A 24,449-nucleotide genomic window follows, 5' to 3' on the forward strand; every position below is an offset into this window, starting at 1 on the left:
GAGTGCCCGGCTGCGACGACCTCGGCTGTTAGTCTCGCTTTAACTGCCCGCTGCACCGACTCAAGATCTGAAGGAGTACCCGACGTATGGCAACAGGGCCTCGGATGTCTGCCAGGGACCTCGCGGGACCGGTCGCCATCTTCTTCGGCGTTCTGCTCATCGTGGTGGCCATCGCGCTTCCCCTCTATTACGTGGGGACGCTGAAGAAGACGCCCATGGATCTCGACATCACCAGCGTCGCCGACAGCCAAGGTCAGCAGGGCGTGTCCGCCAGTGATGCGCTGCCCGCGAAGATCTTCAACCGCTGCTCGCTGGACGAGCCGCGGCCGCAGGTGTCGGATGCGAAATTGACCGAACAGCAGCGGGTACTGGTCGTCGACCCCGCCGACGCCAACAAGGTCACCTTCCAGGCGGGTAACTCCATCCGGATCGACTCGTACACCGACGGTGACGAGACCGTGACCCCACCGGCGCAGGGTGGCGCAAATGATTGCATGACAGCACTTCTCACCGCGACCCGCGACCGGATCACCACCAACCGCACCACCGCCGAGCCGCAGATCAGCGGCGGCGGACAGTCCGAGGTCCAGGTCGACGCGGGCGAGAACAGCGTCAGCCTCCCCGACCGCCAGGGACTGCAGTACCGCTTCCCGTTCGGTGTCGACAAGGGCAAGACCTACACCTACTTCGACCTGCCGAGCCGCACCACGAATCCGTTGCAGTTCGTCGACGAGACCGAGATCAACGGCATCAACACCTATCACTTCACCCAGGAGGTCCCGGAGACCGACCTGAGCACTCTGACCGACGCCAACGACCAACAACTCGCCGGCACCTCGATCGATCAGCCCGCAGGCTGGTACGGCGGATTCGAGGGATACCGCAACAACGAGCGGTTGCCGGCCTCGCTGATCCAGACCACGACCCGCGACCTCTACGTCGATCCGGTCAGCGGCACCATCATCAACGATCGCGAACACATCAAGCAGGAGTTCAAGCTCAACGTCAGCGAGGACTCGCCGCAGGCCATGCTCGACTACCGGCTGACCGCCCTGGACGTCGTCTTCTCCTACACCCAGAGCACGCAGGAACAACTGGCCACGGACGCGAAGGATCTCGGCAGCCCGATCAAGCTGTGGGGTCGCTGGATCCCGATCGGGGTCGGCATCCTCGGAGTGGTCCTGCTCGCCGCAGGCGTGTGGCTGTTGCTCCGCGGCCCGGGCACACCTGCCCCGGCGTCGGGTTCGCCCTACGCCCCGGCCGATCCTGACGAGCAGCAGCGGACCGATCTGATCAAGCAGTACCGGGGTGGGGACCAGGGCAACAGCCCTCCTCCCGCGCCGCCCTACGATCCGGATCAGACGCGTCAGATCCCGGCCGTGCGAGACAACCGCGGCGACGGCTTCGCCGAGGTAGGCGACCAGTATCCCTACCTCGATCAGCAGAGCATCGGACAGCAGGACCAGCCGCCGGTCCGCGATCCGGGTTGGACTGTGCCAGAACAGGATCCGCCTCGCGACGGCCCGAACGAAGAGCCCTGGCGCCGTCCCTGACCAGCTCTCACGCAAACCCACCCATTCCGGTCAAATCCAGGGGTCTCCGACCCTTGGGTGTGACCAGAACGGGTGGGTTTGTGCGTTGAAGAGCTAGTTCACCAACGGGGCCAACGCTTTACCCGCGAGCGTGATGTTTCCCGGTTCGTGCCCGTTGTGCAGCATGTTGATGGTGAGACCGTCGATACCGACGTCCAGAACACGCGCCTTGATGTCGGCGGCGACCTCGTCGGGCGAACCGACGAAGAACCGTTCGGTGGCCTTTGCCCAGTCGCCGGCACTGACCGCGTCGCGATCGACGCCGTTCGCGCGCATCCGCCTGACCACCTCGGCGCGGGCCTTGTCACCGTCGGCGTCGAGGAACACCGTCGCCAGGAAGCTGGTCTTGATCGTCGACCGGTCCCGGCCAGCCTCCTCGCAGCGCTTGGCGAGGGCCTCGAGTTTGCGCGGCAGTTCGCTGGGGGCCGCGATCACGTTGAGGTGCTGGGCGTAACGCGCAGCCATACCGAAGGTCTTCTTCTCGCCGCCACCACCGAGCATGATCGGAAGGTCGGTCCGAAACTGCGGATTGTTGCGGGTTCCGTGCGCCTGGTACCACTTGCCGGCGAGTTCGGGTTTCTTGCCGCGCAGCATCGGCTCGATGATCTGCAGGGCCTCTTCGAGTCGTTCGAAACGCTCGGTGAAGGTGCCGAACTCGTAGCCCATCTCGTCGTGCTCGAGCTCGAACCAGCCGGCGCCGAGGCCGAGGATCGCGCGGCCACCACTGACCACGTCGAGTGTGGTGATGGTCTTGGCCAGCATCGCGGGGTTGCGATAGGTGTTGCCGGTGACCAGGGTCGAGAGGTTGATGGTCGCGGTCGCGGTCGCGAGCGCTCCGAGCGCCGTGTACGCCTCGAGCATCGGCTCGTCCGGGGACCCGATACCGGGCAATTGGTAAAAATGGTCCATCACCAGAACCGTGTCGAACCCGGCACTTTCGGCTTCTTGGGCCTGGGCGATCACGGTCGGGAAGAGGTCGGCGACCTTGCCGCCGGGATAGGAGAAATTGGGGATCTGATAACCGAGACGAATGCTCATGCGTCCACAGTACGACTGCCCGAGACCCGGCGACCCGTCGTCGATGTGCTGAACCTCAGGGCGACGAGCGTCAGTGCGGTGCCCACGACCGCACACCCTGCCGCGGTCAGTGCCAGCGTGGTGATGCTGTGCGCCCAGGCCACGATGATCACGACCTCGACGACGAGAACCAGCCAACTCAGGGCCGCGACCAGGGTCTGGTCCCGTGCGATCGCCGCGAGCAGACCGACCTGCAGGATCGACAGCGCGCTGCCGGTGAGCGCGAAGATCCATAGGATCGGGACCACCGCCCGGTATTCGTCGCCGACCAGTACCGGGGCGAGCGGCGCGACGATCGCGGCACCGCCGACCACGACCACCGCGATCGCGAGCAACCAGCCGACGGCGGTTCGCAGCGCCGCCGACGACCGGGCACTGTCTGCGAACTGCGGGAACAACACCACGCCGATGGCCTGCGGCAGCCAGAACGCGGCCTTTGTCGCGATGGTCCCCAGCGCGTAGACGCCGGCGTCCTGTTCTCCCAGGACCGGTCGCGAGAGCAGCAGATCCACCGACGACAGCGCGATCAGGACGAGCTGCACCTGCGAGGCCCGCAGCACCAACGTCAGCGCGAGGGCCCGAGCACCTGGGTGGTGGGCCGGCTCCGACCCGGTCCGCGACACGGCGATCCACACGCCGGCTGCTGACGCCGCGGCGCCCACGGCGGTTGCAGCAAGGGCGCCCGCCGCACCGCCACCGGCTGCGACGACCACGATCCCGGGCACCGTACGCGCGACGCCGACCCCGGCCAGCACCCAGGACAGCAACGAGAACTGTTGCCGACCTTGCAGAATCCCTTGCCCGGCGGCGATCAGGACGAGCAGCGGTGCCGTCGCGAACGCGGCAACGGTCGCCGCCAGGCCGGTGTCGGCGATCCACATCACGATCGGAACCGCGATCACCGCGGCCACCAGCACGGCGGCCGCTGTCCGGATCGTGATCGACACCAGATCGGCGACCGGACGACCACGCACGACCTCCCGCGCGATCACCACCTGCAGAGCCAACGCCGGGACCCCGAGGACCAGCATCGTCTGCAGTAGGACGGCGAACTCGCCGTAGGAGCTCTCGCTGAGCCACCGGGCCGCGGGCAGATGGATGAGGTAGCCGCAGATGTTGGCGACCATGGTGCCGGCGGCGACACCGCCCACGCCCGCCATCACCCTCGCCATGGCGCTCAGTGTCTCAGGGGCAGTGCCGGCTGTAGCTGAGGGAGGGTGTCGGCGTCGCCCGGGAGGCGGTTGTCCTCCTCCGTCGGGGCAGGCGCGGCCGTTGTACGGAACCGGGCGCGCTGGGCAGCCCAGACCAGCAGTCCGAGCGTCACCCCGACCACATAGATCCACGGATCGGGGCGTTCCCCGAGCAGCAGCGCCGACCACACGATCGTCATCAGCGGCTGGATCTGTTGGATCTGACCGACCCGCGCGATCCCGCCGCGCGCCAGCCCGCCGTACCAGGCGAAGAACCCCAGGAATTGCGAGATGACGGTGACATAGACCATCCCGGCGATGACCGATCCGGTGAACTCGTAGCTGCCGCTCATCCCGAGCAGGATCGACACCGGTATCGACACCGGCAGCAGCAGGACCAGTGCCCACGACACGCTCTGGGCCCCACCGATCTGCTTGGCCTGCGCCCCTCCGACCGCGTATCCGAAGCCGGCGCTGACGGTAGCCAGGACCATCCAGAGATGTCCCCACTCCAGCGTGAATCCGGAGAATCCGGACGGGCTCGTGCTGAGCAGGTAGGCGACCAGCACCAGCGCTCCCGCCCCGGTGGCCAGCCAGAACATCCACGGCAGGCGCTCACCTGCGAGGAGGGAGGCGAAGGTCGCGGTGAGCGCCGGGAGCAGACCGAGTACTACGGCGCCGGCCGACGCGTCGATGGTCTCCAGAGCCAACGACGAGAACAGCGGGAATCCGATCACGACGCCGAAGCCGGAGCAGAGCAGTGCGCCGAGGTTTCGCCGGGAGGGGATGGTCGGACGCACCATCAGCAGGTAACCCAGCGCGAGCAGTCCGGCGAGTGCCGCCCGCCACGCGGTGATCGAGTACGAATCGATTCCGGCGACCGCCAGTTTGTTGGCCGGAAGCGAGAAGCTGAAGGCCAGTACACCGAGTCCGCCGAGCAGGATGCCTGCACGGGCGGCCATCCTGCGGCGACCGTTATCTGCTATCCGAGAAACGGTGGAACTGTTATCGTTGGCGCTCATGGATAACGATAGCGGAGTAACAGTGCTTCGCGAAAGCCTGCGCTCGCTGATATCGGAGAGCATCTCGGGAACCCGACTTCCGTCGGTGCGCCTCTTGCAGGAACAGCACCGGGTCTCCCCGAACTCGATTCAGCGCGTGCTGTCCGAGTTCGCGGCCGAGGGGTTGGTCGACGTACGTCCGGGCGCCGGGTCCTTCGTCGCTGCGCCACCTGCCCCGCCGGTCCCGGCGGACACGTCCTGGCAGGAGTCGGTGCTCGGCTCCCGCATCCCACCCGAATTGTCGCGGACTCTGGACCTCTGGCGGACCCCGGGTTCGGACGTCATCCGTCTCAAGGGCGGATACCTCGACGACGAGTTGCTGCCGACGGCTGCACTGAACGCCGCGATGTCGCGGGCCCTCAAGCGGTCGAAGAGCTGGGGCAGATACCCCTTGGAGGGCAGCCCCGAACTCCGGCGCTGGTTCGCGTCCGAGATCGACGGCATCCATGCCTCGGAGGTGATCGTGACCGCGGGCGGGCAGAGCGCGTTGTCGATCGCCATCCGCGCACTGGTCCGGCCGGGCGAACCGGTGATCGTCGAAAGCCCCACGTATACAGGCACCGTCGCCATCGCCCGCAGCCACGGCGCAGAGGTCATTCCCGTCCCGATGGACGAACGGGGCATCCGCACGGACCTGCTCGCCGACGCCATCGCGCGGACCGGCAGCCGATTGCTGGTGGTGCAACCGGCGTTCTCGAATCCCAGCGGTGTCACGCTGTCCCACTCGCGACGCGACGACATTCTCGAACTGGCGCACAAACATTCGATGTTCGTGATCGAGGACGACTACGCCCGCTATCTCGGTATCGACCGGACACCGCCGCCCCCGTTGACATCCCGTGATCCGAACGGCCACATCGTCCACATCCGTTCGCTGAGCAAGCCGGTCGGGCCGGGCATGCGCGTGGCCGCCCTGTGCGCGCGGGGCCCGGCGCTCGCGCGTTTGCGCGCGGCCAAGACCCTCGACGACTTCTACGTCGCGGGTCCGGTGCAAGAAGCTGCCGTGGAGTTCCTGAACTCACCGGCCTGGCCGCGGCACAACCGGCACGTCAGTCGCGCGCTCGGAGAACGGCGAGATGCCCTGGTGGGCGCGCTGCGCCGCTTGATCCCGCAGGTGGAGATCCCGGCGATCCCGCACGGCGGCATGCATCTGTGGGTGAGGTTGCCCGCAGGATTGGACGACCGCGACGTCGCGGCCGCAGGTAGTGCCGAAGGTGTGCTGATCGGCGAAGGCGCCCCATGGTTTCCATCCGAGTCCGACCACTCGCACCTACGACTGACTTTCGGCGAAACCCCGGTCCCGATGATCCACGAAGCAGTCACCCGCCTCGCGCGCGTGCTGTGTTGAATTTGCTCGCTCCGCTCGCGGGGTCGCCCGACCGTTGCGGCAACCCCGCCGAGCGTGCCCTTCCGGACGTCGAGCGGGCCCTTCCGCACGTCGAGCGTGCCCTTCCGGACGTCGAGCGTGCCGCCGGAGCAGTCGCTTCCGCGATAGAGGCCCACTCGATCGCGAAAAAGGCACGGTGGGCGACCGTAAGGGCACGATCGGCTTTGGCGCTATGACCCGCACGCAGTGGATCACGCTGTGGCTCTCGAGCGCCGGCCTCTCCCTTCTCATCCTGGCGCCTATCTTTCGACCCGGATATCTGCTGATCCGCGACATGGTCAGCACACCACGCTCGTTCCCCACAGACTCCGCGATGGGTCTCGGAGACAGCGCCCCTCGCGCGGTTCCGCAGGACTGGTTCATCGCCGTGACCTCTCAGGTGATCGACGGCGGCATCGTGGTGAAAGCGCTGACCGTTGCGGCGCTGCTGCTCGCCGGAGTCGGGTACGGCAGGTTGGCCCGGCTCGCGGTACCCGGGTCTGGGACTGCGGGGATGGTCGCCGCGGTCGTCGTCGCCATCTGGAATCCATATGTCGCCGAACGTCTCCTGCAAGGTCAGTGGAGCCTGCTGCTCGGATATGCAGCGGTGGGGTGGATCGTCGTCTGCGCGGTGCACGTTCGACGCCGCGATTGTCTTGCCCACTGGTCGATGCTGGGCGGCTGGCTCGCGGTCGCCGGGTTCACACCGACCGGATCGCTGCTCGCGGCCTGCACACTGCTGGCAGCTCTTGTCATCCCGGCCTTGGCGTCCGGACACCTCCGTATGGCAGCGATCGCACCGGGCGTGTGGGTCCTCAGCGCACTCCCCTGGCTGGTAGCCGTGCTCCTCGGCAGCGCCGCCTCGACCGCGGACCCGGGATCGGTGGCAGTGTTCGCCGCGCGCGCCGAACCGCTGCTCGGAACTGCCGGATCAGTGCTCGGATTGGGTGGCATCTGGAACGCCGACGCCGTGCCCGCCAGCAGGACCTCGGGATGGGCGCTGGTCGCCACCGCACTGTTGCTCCTCGTCGTGGCCACAGGTCTGCCGACGCTGTATCGGCGTCGACGCAACGGGGTGATCGCCGGCGCGGCGTGGCTCGGTATCGCCGCGGTTGTCCTCGTCGTCCTGGCCGCGACCCCACCGGGAATCGCCGCGCTCGAATGGCTGGTCGACGTGGTCCCTGGCGCTGGCCTGCTGCGGGACACCCAGAAGTGGGTCGCGCTGGTCGCCCCGCTGTACTGCCTCGCCGCGGCTGCGGCGGTCCAAGCCCTCGGTCGCTACGTGCCACGGGCATTCGCGGCATTGATCACCTCGGCATTGATCATCGCGCCACTTCCCGATCTCGCCTGGGGAGTCGGCAACAACCTGACCCCGAGCACCTATCCCGGTGACTGGCAGCGGGTGGCCGACGTCATCCCCGCGGGAGCCGGCGACGTCCTGATCCTGCCCGCCGGAATGAACCGGGAGTACGGATTCACCGGACACGTCTCCCTCGACCCCACACCTCGACTCCTACGCGCCGACGTCCTGCAGACCGGCGAACTCATCGTCGGTGGCCGCAGCGTCGATGCCGGGGACTCACGTGCGGCCCGCGCCGAAGCTGCGCTGATGACGGGCGCCGATCCCAGCACCTTGGCCGACCTCGGCGTCGGCTGGGTTCTCATCGAGGGCGATTCCGATGCCGTCGGTGCCGCAGACCGCACGCTTGCGCAACTCGACACGGCGTTCGCAGGCGACGACCTGCGCGTCTACCAGGTGCGCGATCCACGGACGTACGCCGCGTCGGCGACCGATCGGACGCTCGTCTGGATCGCTCACCTCTGGTGGGTTCTTTTGATCGCCAATGGTTTTGTGGCCGTTGTGCTGAAATGGGCGCACCGATCAGCGCACCGAAAGAGGCTCAGCTAGTGGACGACATCGAAGCCATCAAGCAGGTCAAGTACCGCTATCTCCGCACCCTGGACACGAAGCTGTGGGACGAGTTCGAAGGCACCCTCACCGACGATGTCACCGGCGACTACGGCGACAGCCTGTCGTTCACCACCCGCGAGCAGCTGGTGGAGTTCATGAAGTCGTCCCTGGGTGCGGCCATCATCACCGAGCATCGGGTCGATCATCCCGAGATCGTCGTCGATGGCGACGAGGCGACCGGGCGCTGGTATCTCCAAGATCGCGTGATCGTGGCCGACTTCAACTTCATGCTCTTCGGCGCCGCGTTCTACAACGACCGCTACCGCCGCACCGCCGACGGCTGGAAGATCAGTGCGACGGGCTATGACCGGACGTACGAGGCCACGGTGTCCCTGGAGGACATGCCGAGCTTCAAGGTGAAACCTGGCGCAGCCCTCCACGTTTGATTCAGCGCTGAACCGTTGAGTCAGCCCTGGACGAGGCCGGACACCCGACGCCCCGCTGCGGCCTCGGTCAGCACGTGCGTCACACCCGATGCGGCGACGGGCCACGAGTACCCTTCGGCACGCTGGTTGGCCTTCTCGCCGAGTTCTCGGCACCACGCCGGATCGTCGAGCAATTGCGCTGTGGCCGCGGCGAGTTCGTCGATGTCGTCGACGAGAACCCCGGTGACACCGTCGACCACAGAGTCGGTCAGTCCTCGCGACGACCGGTAGCCGATGGTCGGGACACCGTGTCCCGCAGCCTCCACCACCGCGAGACCCCACCCTTCGGTGCGTGAGGGCATCACGTGCAGAGCGGCACCCGCCAGGACTCGATGCTTGTCGGACTCACTGAGATGCCCGTGAAAGAGCACGCGGTCGTCGACACGCAGTTCGGTTGCCCGCGCGCGCAGTTGCTCCGACCACCAGCCGTCGCCGATCACATCCAGCACGACGTCTGGATGGGTCGTCGACAGGCGGGCCATCACCTCGAGCGCATGCTCGATCTGCTTGTGGGGCACGAGTCGCGACAACACGCAGAGGCGGGGACTTTCTGTGCCACGAGGTTCGGTCTCCGGTACGGGATCTGTGCCGGCCCGCACCACCGCGACCCGCTCGGCGCCGATCCCCATCTCATCGAGATCCTCGGCCGAAGGCAACGACACCGTCAGATACTGCGAGTGGCGATGCACCCAGGGCGACATCCTCGACTCGATGAACCACCCGACCTTGCCGAGCATCGCTCCGGCCACCGGCCACTGCCGCCGGTGACAGTGGTGAACCAGCACCACCACCGGCCCACCCGCGACCCAGCGCGCGAAGAAGGGGATGCCGTTCTGGGTGTCGATCACGACATCGGGACGAATGCCCGCAAGTGGACCGCGACCGAACCGACCAGCGACGATCGCCGCGAGCGCCGATGGATACACGCCCAGGCGACCCCCACCCCGAGAGATCGTGATGCCGTCGCGGACCTCTGAGGCCGCCGACCCCGGATAGCGCGCCGTGCGCAGCGTGACCTCGACCCCGCTTCGGGCCAACTCGGCCCCGACCCGCTCCAGGTACCGCTCGCTGCCGCCACCTTGCGGATGGTCGCTGTCGCGCCAACAGAGCAACAGCACCTCACGCAGAGGCGCCGGCCCGGTGGTGTCGGTCGCGTTTTTCACTGCCAGCCAGGGTAGCGGGCACAGCGGACCAGGTCAGGCGTGGGCGGTCGCGGCGTCTCTGATCCGCTGACCTGCCTGCCTCGAAAATCTGCTCCGCTTCCGGGTAGATGCTCCCCTTCCAGGGTGCTGGAACCGGAGCAGACCACTGAAAGTGGAGCAGATCAGCTCGGCTCGGGGCGCAGTATCGTGTCCCCGGTGAACCGAAGCACCCGCCGAGCGCAGAAACGGGCCACCGTTTCTCGGTCGGTCCGTCTGCTGAACCACTTCCGGTACGAGCAACCCGATCCCGATCGGTTCTACGGGGCACTAGCGGACGACTCGGTGGAGCTGATCGAGGCGTTGCACCTCGATGTCAGCGGCACGGATCTGCGGGGTCTCACCGTGCTGGACGTCGGCGGTGGGCCCGGCTACTTTGCCGAGGTCTTCCAAGGCCGCGGCGCCGACTACGTCTCCGTCGAACCCGACCCCACCGAGATGCACGCCGCGGGTCTCCCGCAGCGTGCCAGCGTCCGTGGTTCGGGTATGGCCTTGCCGATCGCCGACGACGCCGTCGACATCTGCTATTCGTCGAATGTCGCCGAGCACGTCCGTGATCCCTGGACCATGGCCCGCGAGATGCTCCGGGTGACCAAACCAGGCGGGCTCGTCCTGCTGAGTTACACCCTCTGGTACGGACCATTCGGCGGACACGAGATGGGACTGACCCATTACTTCGGCGGCGCCCGTGCAGCGCGGTGGTACACCGCCAAGCACGGCCACCCACCCAAGAATCTCTACGGCACATCGCTTTTCAAGGTCACAGCCGCTGATGGTCTGCGGTGGGCCGAGTCCGTTCCAGCTGACGAAGCCGTCCTGCTGCGCGCCTTTCCGCGGTACCTGCCGGGCCGGCTGTGGTGGATCATGCGTGTTCCGCTGGTGCGAGAAGTGCTGGGTAGCAACCTCGTTCTGCTCCTGCGCAAGAGTTGAGACCACACAAACACACGCTCCGGTCAGGTGCACACGTTCAAACGTGTGCACCTGACCGGAGCGTGTGCTTCTGCAGAGACTGCTATTCGGCGATCGCCTCCAGGGGTTTGGTCTTGGCCGCGCGGGATGCCGGCCACAACGCCGCCAGCACACCGACGATCGCCGCACCCACCAGGGTGATGACGATCAGACCCCAGGGGAACACCGGATCTCCGAGTCCCCAGTACCGCAGGGTCCGGACCAGCGCCCAGCCGAATGCCACACCGAGCACCACGCCCAGGACGGCACCGAAGATCGCGATGAGCAGCGACTCGATGTAGATCGTCCGTCTCACCTGTGCCCGGGCCATACCGATCGCCCGCAGCATCCCGATCTCCCGCTTGCGCTCGATCACCGACAACGCAAGGGTGTTCACGATACCGAGGACCGCGATCACCAGGGCGAGTCCGAGCATCGCGTACAGCACACTGAGCATCTGATCGATCTGAGATGACTGCTCGCCCTTGAACTCTGCCGGCGTCTGCACCTTCACCGTCAGGTAGTCGGCGGTGGCATCCTCGACGCGCTCGCTGATCTGGTCGATGTTCGCACCCGGCACGGTCTTGATGGCTGCGAAGACATCTGTCCGCAACGGCTCAGGGATCAGCTTCTGGTAAGCGTCACTCCCGATCGCCCACGGATCGACGAGCGGGTTGTCCTTGAAGATGCCGGTGACCGTCACCGGGACGACAGTGCCGTCGAAGTTGGTCATCTCGACGGTGTCGCCGATGTTCCAACCCTTCTCCTTGGACGTACGCTCTCCCACGACCATGCCGTCCGGCTCCACCGTCGGCGGTCCCTCGACCATGTCGTAAGGGGTCACGGTCTCCATGTCACCGATCGGCGAATAACCCCACACGCTGTCGCCGTCGACCTGCGCCTGGACAGCTCCGAACGACACCACCGATTCGACGCCCTCGATGCCGTCGACCGACTCGCTCACAGAGGGCGAGAAGCCGCTGCCCTGCGAACCCGAGATGATCAGGTTCGCAGTCAGTCCCGTGTCGATCGCATCGTCGATGGTTCCCTTGAAGGACGAACCGAGCGTGCCGATCACCGCGACCAACATCAGCCCCAGGGTCAGCGCGAACGCCGTTGCGGCGGTACGCCTGGGGTTGCGGACCGCGTTGGTGCGGGCCAGCTGGCCGATCTTTCCGAACGGCCGCGCGAGCACCGACCCGATCGCGCCGACGAACGGCCGCGACAAAGCGGGCGCCGCGAACACCACCGCGAAGATCATCACCAGCGCGCCGCCGCCGACAGTGGCTGCCGCGCCCGGACCCTCGCCTGCCGCACCGATGGCCAGCAACGCAACTGCGATGACCGCCAACACGATTCCGATGATCGTCCGCACCTTGAGTGACGCCTGACCGTCGGTGGCGCTCTCGCGCATCGCCTCGACCGGCGACACCTTCGACGCGCGCCGGGCCGGGGCGTAGGCGCTGATCATCGTCACACCGATGCCGACCACGAGGCAGGCGATGACCGCGGCGGCACCGATCTGCAGCGACGCCGTCGGCAGACCTGTCGATGACGTCAGGGCCCGCAGCAACGCTGCGATACCGATACCGGCAGCGAGTCCGATCAGCGCGCCGATCAACCCGACGACAAAGGCCTCGAGTAGTACAGACCTCGTGACTTGCTTGCGGCTAGCGCCGATTGCCCTGAGCAGGGCCAACTCTCGCACCCGCTGCGCCACGATCATCGAGAACGTGTTGTAGATGATGAACGTGCCGACGATCAGTCCGATCGCAGCGAACGCCAGCAGGATGTAGTTGAAGACATCGAGGAACTGGTTGATGTTGTCTTTTTCGTCCTGTCGGACCTGATCACCGGTGCGCAGTTCGTAACCGTCACCGATCAGGGCGCCGACCCGGGACTTGAGCTCCTCGGGGCTCACACCCGGCACGGCCTGCAGATCGATGGCCTGCGAATGAGATCCGTCGGTGAACAGATCCTTGGCCGTCGATTCCACGAACTGGACGTTGGTGAAACCGCTCGTGTCGCCCGGAACGTTCAGGAGCCCGACGATGGTCACCTCCATCGGGGCACCCATGCCGCGGGTGGTCGCCACCTTCGTGGTCGACCCGAGCTTCAGATCGGCTTCGTCTGCGGCCGAATCGTTCAGCGCAACCTCATTCGGCGCTGCGGGTGCCCGGCCGGCGATGAGCCTGCTCTCCGTATCGGACAGTCGCTGATCCGGCGGCTGGAAGGCACTGCCGACACTCGGCGCGCCGCCGGTCTGCAGCGCCTTGCCGTCGGCCTTCGCGATCGTCGCCGGACCGCTGTACGACGGCATGATCTTGGCGATCCCGAGTTCGGACTTGTTGTCTTCCAGCTGATCGAGCACCGAGTCCGGAACGCCGGAAGAGTTCGATTCCTTCGGCGTGACCTGGGTGTCGACGCCCAGCGCCACATTGTTGAAGATGCCGTCGAACGCAGTCGACACCGTCGCGGTGAAGATCATCGAGCCCGCCACGAACGCGGTACCCAAGACCACGGACAACACCGTCAACACAAGCCGGAGCTTGTGTGCCGCAAGGTTTCTCAGAGAGACCTTACGCATGGTGTTCGAAGCCATCACAGCTCCTTGGGGGCCTGCGAGAAGCCTCCGCTCGACGGTGTCTCGTCGAGGTTCTTCATGTACTCGAAGATCTCGTCGGCGTCGGGATTGCGTAGCTCCTGCACGATCTGACCATCGGCGAGGAAGACGACCCGGTCCGCATAGCTGGCCGCACGCGGGTCGTGGGTGACGATCACGACCGTCTGCCCGAACTCGCTGACCGCAGCCCGCAGGATGCTCAGGACCTCACCTGAGGAACGAGAGTCCAGGTTGCCGGTCGGCTCATCGCCGAAGATGATCTCCGGCTGGCCGACGAGTGCCCGTGCGCACGCCACACGCTGCTGCTGGCCACCGGAGAGCTCGCTGGGCCGATGGCCGAGACGATCCGCGATACCGAGACGCCCGATCACGGTGTCGAACCACTGCTGGTCCGCCTTACGGCCCGCGATGTCGAGCGGCAGGGTGATGTTCTCTCGGGCGGTGAGAGTGGGAACCAGGTTGAACGACTGGAAGACAAAACCGATGCGGTCGCGACGCAGCAGGGTCATCTGCTTGTCGGAGAGGTTCGTCAGGTCCGTGTCGCCGATGCTGACCGAGCCACTGCTGGCCGTGTCCAGGCCGGCCAGGCAATGCATGAGGGTGGATTTGCCGGACCCCGACGGGCCCATGATGGCGGTGAACTCACCACGGACGAAGTCTGCGGTGACTCCTGCCAGAGCGTGCACTTGGGTGTCTCCGGTGCCGTAGATCTTCTTCAAATCGGTCGCACGGGCTGCAACTGCGGTCGGTGGGGCGGTCATGTCTGGCCTTTCTCACTCTTCGGTCAGTGGTGCACGATGCCTGGTTAGGGCTGTCTCAAATACTGACTGGCAGCCCACCACCGAATCATCGGGGACCACCCTGATCTTTCCCCCTACATCGTGCCTGGGAATCCTCCTACAGGATGATTTGCCGGCCGGTGACACAACAACGCCGCCGCCGGGAGACCCGGCGGCGGCGTTGTGGTTTGTTACCCGCTACTTGTCTGCGGACAGACGTTGTTTGAGTGCGTCGAACTCGTCCTTGATACCGGTCGGCAGCTTCTCGCCGACGAAGTCGAACCACTCCTCGATGGAGGGGATCTCGTTGAGCCACTCGTCCGTGTTCACGGCGAGGGCTTCGGCGACGTCTGCCTCGGAGACGTCGAGACCTTCGAGGTCGAGGGCCTCCGGGGTGGCGACGATACCGACAGGGGTGTCGATGCCACCGGTCTTGCCCTCGATGCGCTCCACGATCCACTTGAGGACGCGGCTGTTCTCGCCGAATCCTGGCCACAGGAAGCGCTTGTCGGCACCGCGACGGAACCAGTTGACGTAGAACACCTTCGGGAGCTTCGACTCGTCGGCGTTCTTACCGAGGTCGATCCAGTGGTTCAGGTAGTCGCCGACGTTGTAGCCGAGGAACGGCAGCATGGCCATGGGGTCACGACGGATCGTGCCGACGGTGCCCTCTGCGGCCGCGGTCTGCTCCGAGCCGACGGTGGCACCCATGAAGACGCCGTGCTGCCAGCTGCGAGCCTCGGTGACCAGCGGCACGGTGGTCTTGCGGCGGCCGCCGAACAGGATTGCGGAGATCGGAACGCCCTTCGGGTCGTCCCACTCGGGAGCCATGATCGGGCACTGGCTCATCGGGGTGCAGTAGCGCGAGTTCGGGTGCGCGGCCGGGGTGTCGGAATCCGGCGTCCAGTCGTTGCCGCGCCAGTCGATCAGGTGCTGGGGGTCGCCTTCGAGGCCTTCCCACCACACGTTGTTGTCGTCGGTGCGAGCGACGTTGGTGTAGATCGTGTTGCCCGCCTCCATGGTCTTCATGGCGTTGGGGTTGGAGCTGTAGTTGGTGCCCGGTGCGACACCGAAGAAACCGAACTCCGGGTTCACGGCGTACAGGCGGCCATCATCGCCGAACCGCATCCACGCGATGTCGTCGCCGAGGGTCTCGGCGCGCCAGCCGGGAATCGTCGGCTGGATCATCGCCAGATTGGTCTTGCCGCACGCACTCGGGAAGGCGGCGGCGATGTAGTAGGCCTTCTCCTCCGGGCTGATGAGCTTGAGGATGAGCATGTGCTCGGCCAGCCAGCCCTCGTCGTGGGCCATCGCCGATGCGATGCGCAGCGAGTAGCACTTCTTGCCGAGCAGGGCGTTGCCGCCGTAACCCGAACCGAACGACCAGATCTCGCGATCCTCGGGGAAGTGGGTGATGTATTTGTCCGGGTTGCAGGGCCACGGCACGTCGTCCTGACCCGATTCGAGCGGGGCACCCAGCGAGTGCAGCGCCTTGACGAAGAACCGGTCCTCACCCAGTGCCGCGACGACCTCGGGGCCGACTCGCGTCATGACCCGCATCGACAGCACCACGTAGGCAGAGTCGGTGATCTCGACGCCGAGCTTCGGATCGTCCGAGCCCAGGGGACCCATGCAGAACGGGATGACGTACATCGTGCGACCACGCATGCTGCCGCGGTAGAGATCGGTCATGGTCGCGCGCATCTCGGTCGGATCGACCCAGTTGTTGGTGGGACCTGCGTCGACCTCACGCTTGGAACAGATGTAGGTCCGCGATTCGACCCGCGCGACGTCGGCGGGATCGGAGTTCGCCAGGAACGAGTTCGGCGCCTTGTCCTCGTTGAGTTTCGTCAGGGTCCCGGCGGCGACCAGCTCCGTCGTCAGGCGATCCCACTCGGCGTCCGAACCATCGGACCACTCGACACGGTCGGGTTGGGTGAGCTCTGCGATCTCGCGAACCCACGCCAGCAACTCGGTGTGCGACGTCGGCGCGTTGTCGGGGTCCAAACCGGGAATTGTTGCTGAGGTCATTGTTTATCTCTCCTGCCGGTGACCGCCCGGGCAGAAATCGCTGTGCGGTGAGCGTCTGCGCCGGTCAGCCCCTCCGTGGGGGGTCTTTTTCTCAGGTTACTTCGCTATTCCCCGATCCCGTCAATCGGGGCGTGCAATAGGGCACATCTCACCATGTGGAGTGACAAGAAACGTAGCCGTCGTCAAATCTACATGTTTCTATAGACTGACTACACAAACAGGAGAAAAAGCTCGCGAACTCACCCGAGTCGGCCCGAATCGGTCGCTATCCACTCACCGCTCGACGGATCGAGTCGTTGCGAACTGAATCCGCCGTCCTTACGGACCTCGGTGATGAGGTCGACCTGACCATCGCGATCGCTGTCGGTATAGACGGTGAGTCCGTCCGGACCGGGGCGGGTGAGCGAATCTGCGATGCCGTCGGCATCCGTGTCCACATCCGCCGGGCCCAGATCCCAGATGCGATCGTTCTCGACGATCCACAGGTTGTCGTAGACCTCGCCCGCCGGCGCAGGCGCCGCGTGCTGCACAAAGGCAGCCTGCTCATCCGCCGGATCCCCACCGAGCCCGGCCAGGAACTCGCTGTCCATGTCGTCTCCCCCGCGTCGTGGTTGGTGCCGTCCGCTGGGTTGGACGCAGCCGCGGCCCATCCGGTTCCATCCCGACCGAACGACTCCCGAGTACGCAGAGGATCCCCGGAGAGCCCTGGGGTCAGCCGAGCCGGGTGAGGATCTGGTCGATCCGTTCGCGGAGCTCGATCGCTGCAGCGAGCCGGGTGTTGTCGTGGTCCCGCGCGAGCGTCGCCGACCGGCGGCGCTCCCGGATCTGGCGATCGAGTTCGGCGATCCGGTCGGCGGTGAGATGCGCGCGCCGTTCGTAGTGCCGGGTGACCCGGCCACCGATCACCGATTCAGCGGTGAGCAGCTGGCGGGACACCTCCTGTTCGAGACCGATACGAGCATCGGCGACCGCAGCCTGCGCCCAGCTGCCCACCGACGTGCGTAGAGCGGACAGCCTGCGCACCCGGACCAGGCAAGTCGCGATCACGACACCGAGGACGAGCGTCAGGGGCATCGAGATCCATTGAAGCGTGTCGACAGCAGACATCGGGGTCACGATGAGCCGCCCGAGACCCAGGCCCGCAGACGCCCCGAACACCACCAGCAGGGCATCCTCGGCGCCGCGACGCTGGGTGGGTAGCGGCGGTAACGCCACGTCCGGAGGCGGCGCGGGTGGACCTGCAGGTTCCGGGTCCTCCAATCCCAGCAACGTCCGGGCCTCTAGTGCGCCGATCTCGTCGGCTGTTCTGCGCCGGATCCGATCTCGCAGCCTGTCCAGACCTCCGGCAAGACCGTCGGCAAACTCCTCGATCCCCGACCGCGGCAGCTCTGCTGCCTTCCCTGCTGCGTCGGCGGCGATGTCACGGGCCGCCCCGGCGACCCCGGCGAGCACGCCGCTCCGGATCTGCCCGGCACCGCCCCGAAGAGCTGCCAGCCGGTCGGGACGACCACGGTCGCGCGCCGCGTTGACGGCTGCACGCTCGGCCAGCAATGGCGTCGCCGGATCTGCGCGGTCCCGGGCGGCCAGGTTGTCGATGAGCGCGCCCAGGTCTCGTTCCGCCGCCACCGTCGCCAATCGCTCCGGGCGCGCGATCGGATCGAGTTGCTCGCCCAGCCATTCCGCCAGCGCGCCGAACCCCGATTCCTCTCGGTGCCCGGCGAGAGCAGCAGCGGCCGAGACCGCGAAGATCGGCAGTCGGCAGTCGGGATCGAGCAGACCGCGATTGACCTTCAGCAGCGTCGGCCAATCCCAGAATGCGTCGATCTTGTTGCACACCAGCGCGACGACCGCGGCGTCGGCCTGCAACCTCTGGACAAGTTCGAGTTCACCCGATCCGATGCCCGAGGAGGGTTCGACGATCAACAGAGCCACCGCCGCCCGGCCGGCTGCTCCCGGCTCCCATTCCGATACCGGCAGGCCTGCCGCGCCGAGCACCGACGCCACCGCGGTGACGCCGACCCGCCCGATCCCTGCGACCACCACGTCGACGGGGTCGGAACCTGCGGGAGGCTGCCCGGTGAGTGCGGTCACCTGTGCGATCACCTCACGCATGTGCTGGACGTCGGCGGTCATCGGGTTGCCACCTCCAGCGATGATCCGGCCGGCAGAGACCCGGCCAGCAGGAGCTCGATGTCGTCACGACACAGACCCGATGCGGCGACGAGTTCGAGTTGGTCCGCGACCCTGGCCAGCCGAAGTCGACCGGCCGAACCCGCAGCGGTGGTCAGGAACTCTCCGAGCGCGGGCAGCCCGCTGCGGCCGACGAGCTGTGCTCCCAGCTCAGCCGCATCGATGGGTCCCTCGGCGAACAGGGCCAACACGCAGGCGATGCCGTACGCATCGAGGGTGCGCAGCAGCCCTATCCGCGCCAGCCGCTGGTGCGGTCCGCCGGCGTCGACAAACGAGGCCTGCATCGGCGGCACCACCTCGCCTGCGGCTGCGAGAGTGGCCAGCAACTCCATGTCGGGGTCGCCGAGGTCTGCCACGGCGAGCAACGGCATCAACGCGACCACCGGCCTGCCCAGTTCCTCGCTGCACTCGGCGGCGCGGGCCCGGGCGGCAGGCCACGACCCCAGGGTGTCGGCCTTGCCCAGGATCACCAGACTCCGTCCCGGATCCAGGCGGGAGAGTGCCTGCGTGTCGTCGGGCCGCGGCCAGCCGGCCAGGACGTGCAGCCAGACATCGGCGTCCGCGTCGTCATCCCCTGGCCCGATCGGGCTCACGTCGAACACCCGTCGCACCGCCCGCGCGAGGGTGTCTCGGCCGGTGCCGTGGCGCCCGGTCACCGACACCCGCAACGGTCCATGCAGGTCATCGACAGTGCCCCGGAGCGCGATCGCCTCGGGCAGGCGGGAGCACAACCGGTCGAGCTGGGCCGCGATGTCGAGATAGCCCGGATCTCCCAGCCCGACAGCAGTCCGTTCCATTCGATCCCTCCCCGTGCGCAGGCTTGGTCGGCGGTGCCGAGAAATACGCCTCCACCAGCTCAGACGCGCGGGACCGGGATCTGGTTCCGATCACCTCCAGATAACAATTGGCAGCGCTTTGGCAAACCCCTGCTGTCACATCGGTGAGTAATGCGGGACTATGGCCGGGTGACAAGCCCACGCTCGAACCCGAACTCGGAACTGGACCGCGTCGAGGAATCGTCCGCACATGTCTCCGATGCGACCGACGTTTCCGGGATGACCGACGTCTCCGGTGCAGCCGATGCGCCGGCAGACCGGGACGCGGAGCGCCGTGAGCGTGCCCGCCTCTACCCGCGGGTGACCAGTTTCCGGTCTCGTCGCGGCAGCCTCACGCAGGCTCAGCAGCAGAACTGGGAGGAGCTCTGGCCGCGAATCGGCCGGGATGTCAGCGAGACCGAACAGGTGGACCCGACTGCGTGGTTCGGTCGCTCCGCGCCGCTCATCCTCGAGATCGGCTGCGGAACCGGCACCTCGACCGCAGCGATGGCGGCCGACGAGCCCGATACCGACGTGATCGCGGTGGACGTCTATCGCCCCGGGATCGCGCAGCTGCTCGGCGCCATCAAGCGCGCCGGTCTGGACAACATCCGCGTCATCCGCGGCGACGCCGTCATCGTGCTCAAGAACATGCTGGCGCCGGCATCCCTGACCGGGGTCCGGGTGTTCTTCCCAGACCCCTGGCCGAAGGCCCGCCATCACAAGCGGCGGCTGCTACAGCCGGAAACGCTCGTCCAGATCGCCCACGTGCTGCGCGACGGCGGCGTGCTGCACATCGCCACCGACCACGCCGACTACGCCGAGTCGATCGCTGGTGTGATCGACGGCCAGTCCGTCCTGACCCCCACCGACCAGGCGGTGCCGTTCTCGATCGAGCGCCCGGTCACCAAGTTCGAGGGACGGGCGGCCCGCGAGGGCCGGCCGGTCACTGAGTTCGTTCTCACACGGGTGCCCCGATGAGTCCCGGGTCCTACACCGACGACGGCCAGCGAGCTCCCGACACCTCTGTGGCCCACGCCATCTCCGGTGCCAGCCAGGAGGCCCGGGTCCTGCTGATCTGGGACGCGCCCAACCTCGACATGGGCCTCGGATCGATTCTGGGTGGCCGTCCCACCGCAGCTCATCGCCCCCGTTTCGATGCCCTGGGCCGCTGGCTGCTCGCCCGGACCGCAGACATCTCCGCCACCACCCCGCGGGTCACCGCCGACGGCGACAATCGACCGAAGTCGGGGCTGTCCCCGGTGCCGGAAGCGACCGTCTTCACCAACATCGCCCCTGGTACGGCCGAAGTCGTGCGTCCCTGGGTCGAGGCATTGCGTAATGTTGGTTTCGCTGTTTTCGCCAAGCCCAAAGTGGACGAGGACAGCGACGTGGATTCGGACATGCTCGACCACATCGAGTTACGCAGGCACACTGTGGGGCTGGCGGGCCTCATCGTGGCGTCGGCAGACGGGCAGGCCTTCCGGGAACTGCTCGAAGATGTCGCCGCCGACGGTGTTCCGGTGCAGGTGCTCGGTTTCCGCGAGCATGCCGCGTGGGCACTGACGTCGGAGAGTTTGGAGTTTGTAGACCTAGAGGACATCCCAGGTGTCTTCCGTGAGCCGCTGCCACGGATCAGCCTGGACTCGCTACCCGAAGAAGGCGCATGGCTGGCACCGTTCCGGCCGCTCACCGCTCTGCTGTCGGGTCGCCAGAACTGACATCACCCTCGGCGGTGACCGACCACGGACGTCCCGGACCGGATCGAACCGGCCGAGACGCCCTCGACAACAACGACGTACCGAGTACGGAAAGGAAGCTGCGGTGTTTGGTGCCATAGGCAACTTCGTGTACCGGCTACGTTTTGTGGTCATCGGCGTGATGGTCGCGCTGATGGCCGCGCTGGGCCTGTACGGACTCGACCTCAACAAGCATCTGAGTCAGTCGGGATGGTTCGACCCGGGTTCGGAATCGGTGGCGGGCTCCCAGCTCGCCGACGAGGTCCTCGGACGCGACCACAAGTCGGACGTCATCATGCTCGTCACCCCGCCCGCCGGGACCAAGGTCGACGACCCCGCGTTCGGCGCCAAGGTCGAGACGGTCGTCGAGGATCTCATCAATCAGCACGGCGACATCGTCAACCGCACCGACCCCGGCATCATCGATCCGTTCAAGGCCGCAGAGAACGACTTCGACAAGGCCACGCAGGATCAGATCAGGGCCAGGCTGTTCGACCAATCCCGAGAGCATGCGTTTGTCAGTATCGGCATCAAAGGCGCCGACGACACCACGATCCTCAACAACTACAAGATCGTCGAACCGTTCTTCGACGATCTGAGCGAGACGTACGACCTCCCCGGCACCCAGTTCCAGATGGCCGGCCTGCAACCCGTCGCGGGCGCCATGTCCGCAGGCATGGACGAAGACATCAAACGCGCCGAGATCATCGCCCTGCCGCTGGTGGCGATCATGCTGTTCTTCATCTTCGGCGGGGTGATCGCCGCCTGTCTCCCCGTGGTCATCGGTGGTCTGACGATCGCCGGCTCACTGGGCATCATGAAGATCCTGGCCCAGGTCACCGAACTCAACATCTTCGCCCAGTCGGTGGTGACGCTGATCGGGCTCGGCATCGCCATCGACTACGGATTGTTCATCGTCAGCCGCTTCCGTGAGGAGCTCGCGGAAGGTTACGACACCCGCAGCGCTGTACGCAGGACCGTCATGACCGCGGGCCAGACCGTGGTGTTCTCGGCGACGATCATCGTCGGCGCGCTGGCCTGCCTCCTGCTCTTCCCGCAGGGCTTCCTCAAATCGGTCGCCTACGGCGCCATCGCCTCGGTGACGCTGGCCGCCATCTGCTCGATCACCGTGCTGCCCGCGATCCTGTCGATCCTCGGACCCAAGATCGACATGTGGGGCTTTTCGTTCCTGCGCCGGACCAAGACGAAGAAAGAGGTCGAGGACGGTTTCTGGGGCAAGCTCGCGAGCTGGGTCATGCGGCATCCGCTCAAGACCGCGATCCCGGTCGTCCTGCTGCTGCTGGCCTTGATCATCCCGTTCGCCGGCATCCAGTTCGGTGGCATCACCGAGAAGTACCTGCCGCCGCAGAACCCGAACCGGGTCGCACAGCAGGACTTCGACACCTACTTCCCCACCGAGCGCACCGAAGAGATCAAGCTCGTCATCTCCTACGACCCCGAGAGCAGCGACGACGCGGCGAAGCTGCAGACCATCGCCGACGAGGCGAACAAGATCCCGGGCTTCACCAAAGAGTTCACCCTCGACGGCGCGGAGGCCTCGGACAACATCGTGCAGATGTCGGCCGGTCTGATCGACCAGAACACCGCAGGCGAAGCGGTCAAGGAACTGCGCGCCATCAACACCGACGGCCTCGACATGTACGTCGCCGGTACCCCGGCGTTGACCCAGGACTCCATCAACGCGTTGCTCGACGATCTGCCGCTCATGATCTTTTTGCTGATCATGGTCACCAGCCTGCTGATGTTCCTGGCGTTCGGATCGGTGGTGTTGCCGATCAAGGCCGCACTCGTCTCGGCGCTCGGCCTCGGTTCGACGCTCGGGATCTTGACGTGGATCTTCATCGACGGCCACGGCTCATCGATCGCGAACTTCACCCCCGGCCCGCTGATGTCCGCGGTCCTCGTGCTGATCATCGCTATCATCTACGGACTCTCGACGGACTATGAGGTGTTCCTGCTCTCCCGCATGGTCGAGGAGAGGCAGAAGGGCGCGACAACGACCGAGGCGATCCGCAAGGGTACGGCGCACACGGGCCGGATCATCACGGCCGCCGCGGCGATCCTGGTCGTGGTCACCGGCGCCTTCGGGCTGTCGGAGATCGTGATGATGAAGTACATCGCCTACGGCATGATCGCCGCATTGATTCTGGACGCCACCATCATCCGTATGTTGCTGGTGCCGGCGATCATGAAGCTGCTGGGCGACGACTGTTGGTGGGCTCCGCACTGGATGAAGGTGATCCAAGAGAAGATCGGCCTCGGAGAGACCATCCTCGACGACGAGCTGGACGGCAAGCGTGTCATGACCGCGGCCAAGACTGCGCGCAGCGCGGGCACCGTGGTCGCCGAGGCGCCGACCTCGGCGATGCGCAGCCAGCCCGCGGCCGGCCCCCGGGCCGTGCCCGCTGGTGTCGGGTCGGTTCCCGCCGGCGTCGGTGCACCTCGCCCGTCCGGTCCCCTCGCACGTCCGGTCACCCCCCGGCCGAGCGCGCCGCAATCTCGACCTGCCCCTGATCGTCCTGTCGGTGCCCCGGTCGGACACTCCGAATCGGGACCGACACCACGGCAGCCGGTGTCCGCTCCCTCGGGACGCATGGGCGCACCACGTCCGGATCCGGCCGGCGGCCAGACCAACGGTCGGCCACCCGCGACTCGCCGACCGGACCCGATCCGGCCACGTCCCCCGGCCGATCGTCCGAGCGAACCGCCCGTCGGCGGTTCCGTGCGCCGGGCCCCGAGCCGCCCCGCGCCGGACTCCGATCCGGTGGCGACGCGTACGCCGAGCCGCGAGAACGCCCGCCGAGGCCGCCCCGACACCGGCGGTTGGAGCCTGGGCGCAGGCGGGATCCGCCTGGGCGGCACGGACACTCCGGCGACCAACGGAAGCGGTGTCATCCGGGCCGGCGGCAGCGGCACGAACGGCACCAATACGAATGGCAACGGCACGACGCCGGGACATCGTCAAGAGACCGCCGAACCGCTTCGGCAGCCCGGGCGCCCTCCTCGGCCCCAGCCCACCGGGTCGAACCGACCCGCTTCCGGCCCGGATGGACGTCCGCAGGAGTCCCGCCCGACCGGTCCGCGCAGCGTTCCGGCAGGACGACAGGATCCGTCGGGCCGTGGTCCACTCGCCTCGGGTGCCACGGGCGGTGAGCTGAGCAGCCCGCTGCGACGGCGCCCGAACCTGGGCCCGGCAGGCACCGGCGGACAGCCGTTGATCGCATCGCTGAACCCGGAACAACAGCCGCCGCGGCCCACTCCGCCGCCGGCCGAGCCGGAGCAGCCGCGTCCCGGGACACCCGCACCGCAGGACACGTCGGCCAGTGGCCGCCGTCGCGCCCGCGGGACCTCGGAGGAGCAGATCAGCGTGCGGGATCTGCTGCGCCGCGGCAACAACGGCAACAACTCGCAGGAGTGATCG

Annotated in this window: 18 protein-coding genes; 8 read left to right on the plus strand and 10 right to left on the minus strand. The window is 66.8% G+C overall.

Annotation, left to right across the window (positions count from 1 at the left end; all coding sequences use genetic code 11):
* The first annotated feature begins 86 nt into the window (after window positions 1-86).
* Complete coding sequence (locus BH683_RS26835; protein ID WP_084839351.1) at window positions 87-1,553, plus strand: DUF3068 domain-containing protein; 1,467 nt, start codon at window positions 87-89, stop codon at window positions 1,551-1,553.
* A gap of 93 nt (window positions 1,554-1,646) precedes the next feature.
* On the opposite strand, the gene BH683_RS26840 is transcribed toward BH683_RS26835, so the two are convergent.
* Genes BH683_RS26840 through BH683_RS26850 form a run of 3 tightly spaced genes read right to left on the minus strand, consistent with a single transcriptional unit; the run spans window position 1,647 to window position 4,821 of the window.
* Window positions 1,647-2,630 (minus strand): LLM class F420-dependent oxidoreductase, encoded by a 984-nt coding sequence (locus BH683_RS26840; RefSeq protein ID WP_084839352.1) that lies wholly within the window; start codon window positions 2,628-2,630, stop codon window positions 1,647-1,649.
* Window positions 2,627-3,841 carry a polysaccharide biosynthesis protein gene (locus BH683_RS26845; protein WP_246833619.1) on the minus strand — a complete coding sequence of 405 codons (1,215 nt, stop codon included), beginning with the start codon at window positions 3,839-3,841 and terminating at the stop codon, window positions 2,627-2,629. Before BH683_RS26845 ends, BH683_RS26840 begins: the two co-directional genes overlap by 4 nt.
* A 5-nt stretch (window positions 3,842-3,846) precedes the next feature.
* Window positions 3,847-4,821 carry a DMT family transporter gene (locus BH683_RS26850; protein WP_168187140.1) on the minus strand — a complete coding sequence of 325 codons (975 nt, stop codon included), beginning with the start codon at window positions 4,819-4,821 and terminating at the stop codon, window positions 3,847-3,849.
* A gap of 58 nt (window positions 4,822-4,879) precedes the next feature.
* Between BH683_RS26850 and BH683_RS26855 the strand changes: the two genes are divergently transcribed.
* The 3 genes from BH683_RS26855 (at window position 4,880) to BH683_RS26865 (ending at window position 8,644) form a co-directional block, all read left to right on the plus strand.
* A complete protein-coding gene (locus BH683_RS26855) occupies window positions 4,880-6,268 on the plus strand; it encodes a PLP-dependent aminotransferase family protein (RefSeq protein ID WP_210405281.1) in 1,389 nt (462 codons plus the stop codon).
* 211 nt (window positions 6,269-6,479) lie between these two features.
* Entirely contained in the window at window positions 6,480-8,195 is a 1,716-nt protein-coding gene (locus BH683_RS26860; RefSeq protein WP_084839354.1) for a hypothetical protein, read from the plus strand.
* Window positions 8,195-8,644: a nuclear transport factor 2 family protein gene (locus BH683_RS26865; RefSeq protein ID WP_246833620.1), complete on the plus strand. Its 450-nt coding sequence runs from the start codon at window positions 8,195-8,197 to the stop codon at window positions 8,642-8,644. Before BH683_RS26860 ends, BH683_RS26865 begins: the two co-directional genes overlap by 1 nt.
* A 20-nt stretch (window positions 8,645-8,664) precedes the next feature.
* Here BH683_RS26865 and BH683_RS26870 read toward each other — a convergent pair whose 3' ends face one another.
* Entirely contained in the window at window positions 8,665-9,810 is a 1,146-nt protein-coding gene (locus tag BH683_RS26870) for a glycosyltransferase family 4 protein (RefSeq protein ID WP_084839611.1), read from the minus strand.
* Window positions 9,811-10,041: 231 nt separating this feature from the next.
* Here BH683_RS26870 and BH683_RS26875 point away from each other — a divergent pair, with 231 nt between their 5' ends.
* Window positions 10,042-10,812 carry a class I SAM-dependent methyltransferase gene (locus BH683_RS26875; RefSeq protein WP_094647811.1) on the plus strand — a complete coding sequence of 257 codons (771 nt, stop codon included), beginning with the start codon at window positions 10,042-10,044 and terminating at the stop codon, window positions 10,810-10,812.
* Between the two features lie 82 nt (window positions 10,813-10,894).
* Here BH683_RS26875 and BH683_RS26880 read toward each other — a convergent pair whose 3' ends face one another.
* From BH683_RS26880 to BH683_RS26905, 6 genes are all read right to left on the minus strand, one after another.
* Window positions 10,895-13,432 (minus strand): FtsX-like permease family protein, encoded by a 2,538-nt coding sequence (locus tag BH683_RS26880; protein WP_246833621.1) that lies wholly within the window; start codon window positions 13,430-13,432, stop codon window positions 10,895-10,897.
* Complete coding sequence (locus BH683_RS26885) at window positions 13,432-14,214, minus strand: ABC transporter ATP-binding protein (RefSeq protein ID WP_084839356.1); 783 nt, start codon at window positions 14,212-14,214, stop codon at window positions 13,432-13,434. Before BH683_RS26885 ends, BH683_RS26880 begins: the two co-directional genes overlap by 1 nt.
* 216 nt (window positions 14,215-14,430) lie before the next feature.
* Complete coding sequence (locus BH683_RS26890) at window positions 14,431-16,263, minus strand: phosphoenolpyruvate carboxykinase (GTP) (protein ID WP_084839357.1); 1,833 nt, start codon at window positions 16,261-16,263, stop codon at window positions 14,431-14,433.
* A gap of 239 nt (window positions 16,264-16,502) precedes the next feature.
* Window positions 16,503-16,853 (minus strand): DUF6802 family protein, encoded by a 351-nt coding sequence (locus BH683_RS26895; protein WP_084839358.1) that lies wholly within the window; start codon window positions 16,851-16,853, stop codon window positions 16,503-16,505.
* A gap of 121 nt (window positions 16,854-16,974) precedes the next feature.
* The gene (locus BH683_RS26900; protein WP_084839359.1) at window positions 16,975-18,396 is read right to left on the minus strand and encodes a hypothetical protein; all 1,422 of its coding nucleotides are present in this window, start codon (window positions 18,394-18,396) and stop codon (window positions 16,975-16,977) included.
* Window positions 18,393-19,250, minus strand: a complete 858-nt coding sequence (locus BH683_RS26905; RefSeq protein ID WP_084839360.1) for a hypothetical protein — start codon at window positions 19,248-19,250, stop codon at window positions 18,393-18,395. The genes BH683_RS26900 and BH683_RS26905 overlap by 4 nt, the downstream gene beginning before the upstream one ends.
* Before the next feature lie 258 nt (window positions 19,251-19,508).
* On the opposite strand from BH683_RS26905, the gene trmB reads away from it, so the two are divergent.
* From trmB to BH683_RS26920, 3 genes are all read left to right on the plus strand, one after another.
* Window positions 19,509-20,249 (plus strand): tRNA (guanosine(46)-N7)-methyltransferase TrmB, encoded by a 741-nt coding sequence (gene trmB, locus BH683_RS26910; protein WP_246833644.1) that lies wholly within the window; start codon window positions 19,509-19,511, stop codon window positions 20,247-20,249.
* Window positions 20,246-20,989, plus strand: a complete 744-nt coding sequence (locus tag BH683_RS26915) for an NYN domain-containing protein (protein WP_084839362.1) — start codon at window positions 20,246-20,248, stop codon at window positions 20,987-20,989. The genes trmB and BH683_RS26915 overlap by 4 nt, the downstream gene beginning before the upstream one ends.
* Before the next feature lie 103 nt (window positions 20,990-21,092).
* A complete protein-coding gene (locus BH683_RS26920) occupies window positions 21,093-24,446 on the plus strand; it encodes an MMPL family transporter (protein WP_084839363.1) in 3,354 nt (1,117 codons plus the stop codon).
* The last annotated feature ends 3 nt before the right edge of the window (window positions 24,447-24,449 follow it).

Source organism: Williamsia sp. 1138, assembly GCF_002095435.2.
Taxonomy (GTDB): Bacteria; Actinomycetota; Actinomycetes; order Mycobacteriales; family Mycobacteriaceae; genus Williamsia.

Coding starts and splice junctions, on each gene's coding strand:
- BH683_RS26835 (WP_084839351.1), top strand. CDS start 87: ATGGCAACAGGGCCTCGGATGTCTGCCAGGGACCTCGCGGGACCGGTC.
- BH683_RS26840 (WP_084839352.1), bottom strand. CDS start 2,630: ATGAGCATTCGTCTCGGTTATCAGATCCCCAATTTCTCCTATCCCGGC.
- BH683_RS26845 (WP_246833619.1), bottom strand. CDS start 3,841: ATGGCGAGGGTGATGGCGGGCGTGGGCGGTGTCGCCGCCGGCACCATG.
- BH683_RS26850 (WP_168187140.1), bottom strand. CDS start 4,821: ATGGCCGCCCGTGCAGGCATCCTGCTCGGCGGACTCGGTGTACTGGCC.
- BH683_RS26855 (WP_210405281.1), top strand. CDS start 4,880: ATGGATAACGATAGCGGAGTAACAGTGCTTCGCGAAAGCCTGCGCTCG.
- BH683_RS26860 (WP_084839354.1), top strand. CDS start 6,480: ATGACCCGCACGCAGTGGATCACGCTGTGGCTCTCGAGCGCCGGCCTC.
- BH683_RS26880 (WP_246833621.1), bottom strand. CDS start 13,432: ATGGCTTCGAACACCATGCGTAAGGTCTCTCTGAGAAACCTTGCGGCA.
- BH683_RS26885 (WP_084839356.1), bottom strand. CDS start 14,214: ATGACCGCCCCACCGACCGCAGTTGCAGCCCGTGCGACCGATTTGAAG.
- BH683_RS26890 (WP_084839357.1), bottom strand. CDS start 16,263: ATGACCTCAGCAACAATTCCCGGTTTGGACCCCGACAACGCGCCGACG.
- BH683_RS26895 (WP_084839358.1), bottom strand. CDS start 16,853: ATGGACAGCGAGTTCCTGGCCGGGCTCGGTGGGGATCCGGCGGATGAG.
- BH683_RS26900 (WP_084839359.1), bottom strand. CDS start 18,396: ATGACCGCCGACGTCCAGCACATGCGTGAGGTGATCGCACAGGTGACC.
- BH683_RS26905 (WP_084839360.1), bottom strand. CDS start 19,250: ATGGAACGGACTGCTGTCGGGCTGGGAGATCCGGGCTATCTCGACATC.
- trmB (WP_246833644.1), top strand. CDS start 19,509: ATGACCGACGTCTCCGGTGCAGCCGATGCGCCGGCAGACCGGGACGCG.
- BH683_RS26915 (WP_084839362.1), top strand. CDS start 20,246: ATGAGTCCCGGGTCCTACACCGACGACGGCCAGCGAGCTCCCGACACC.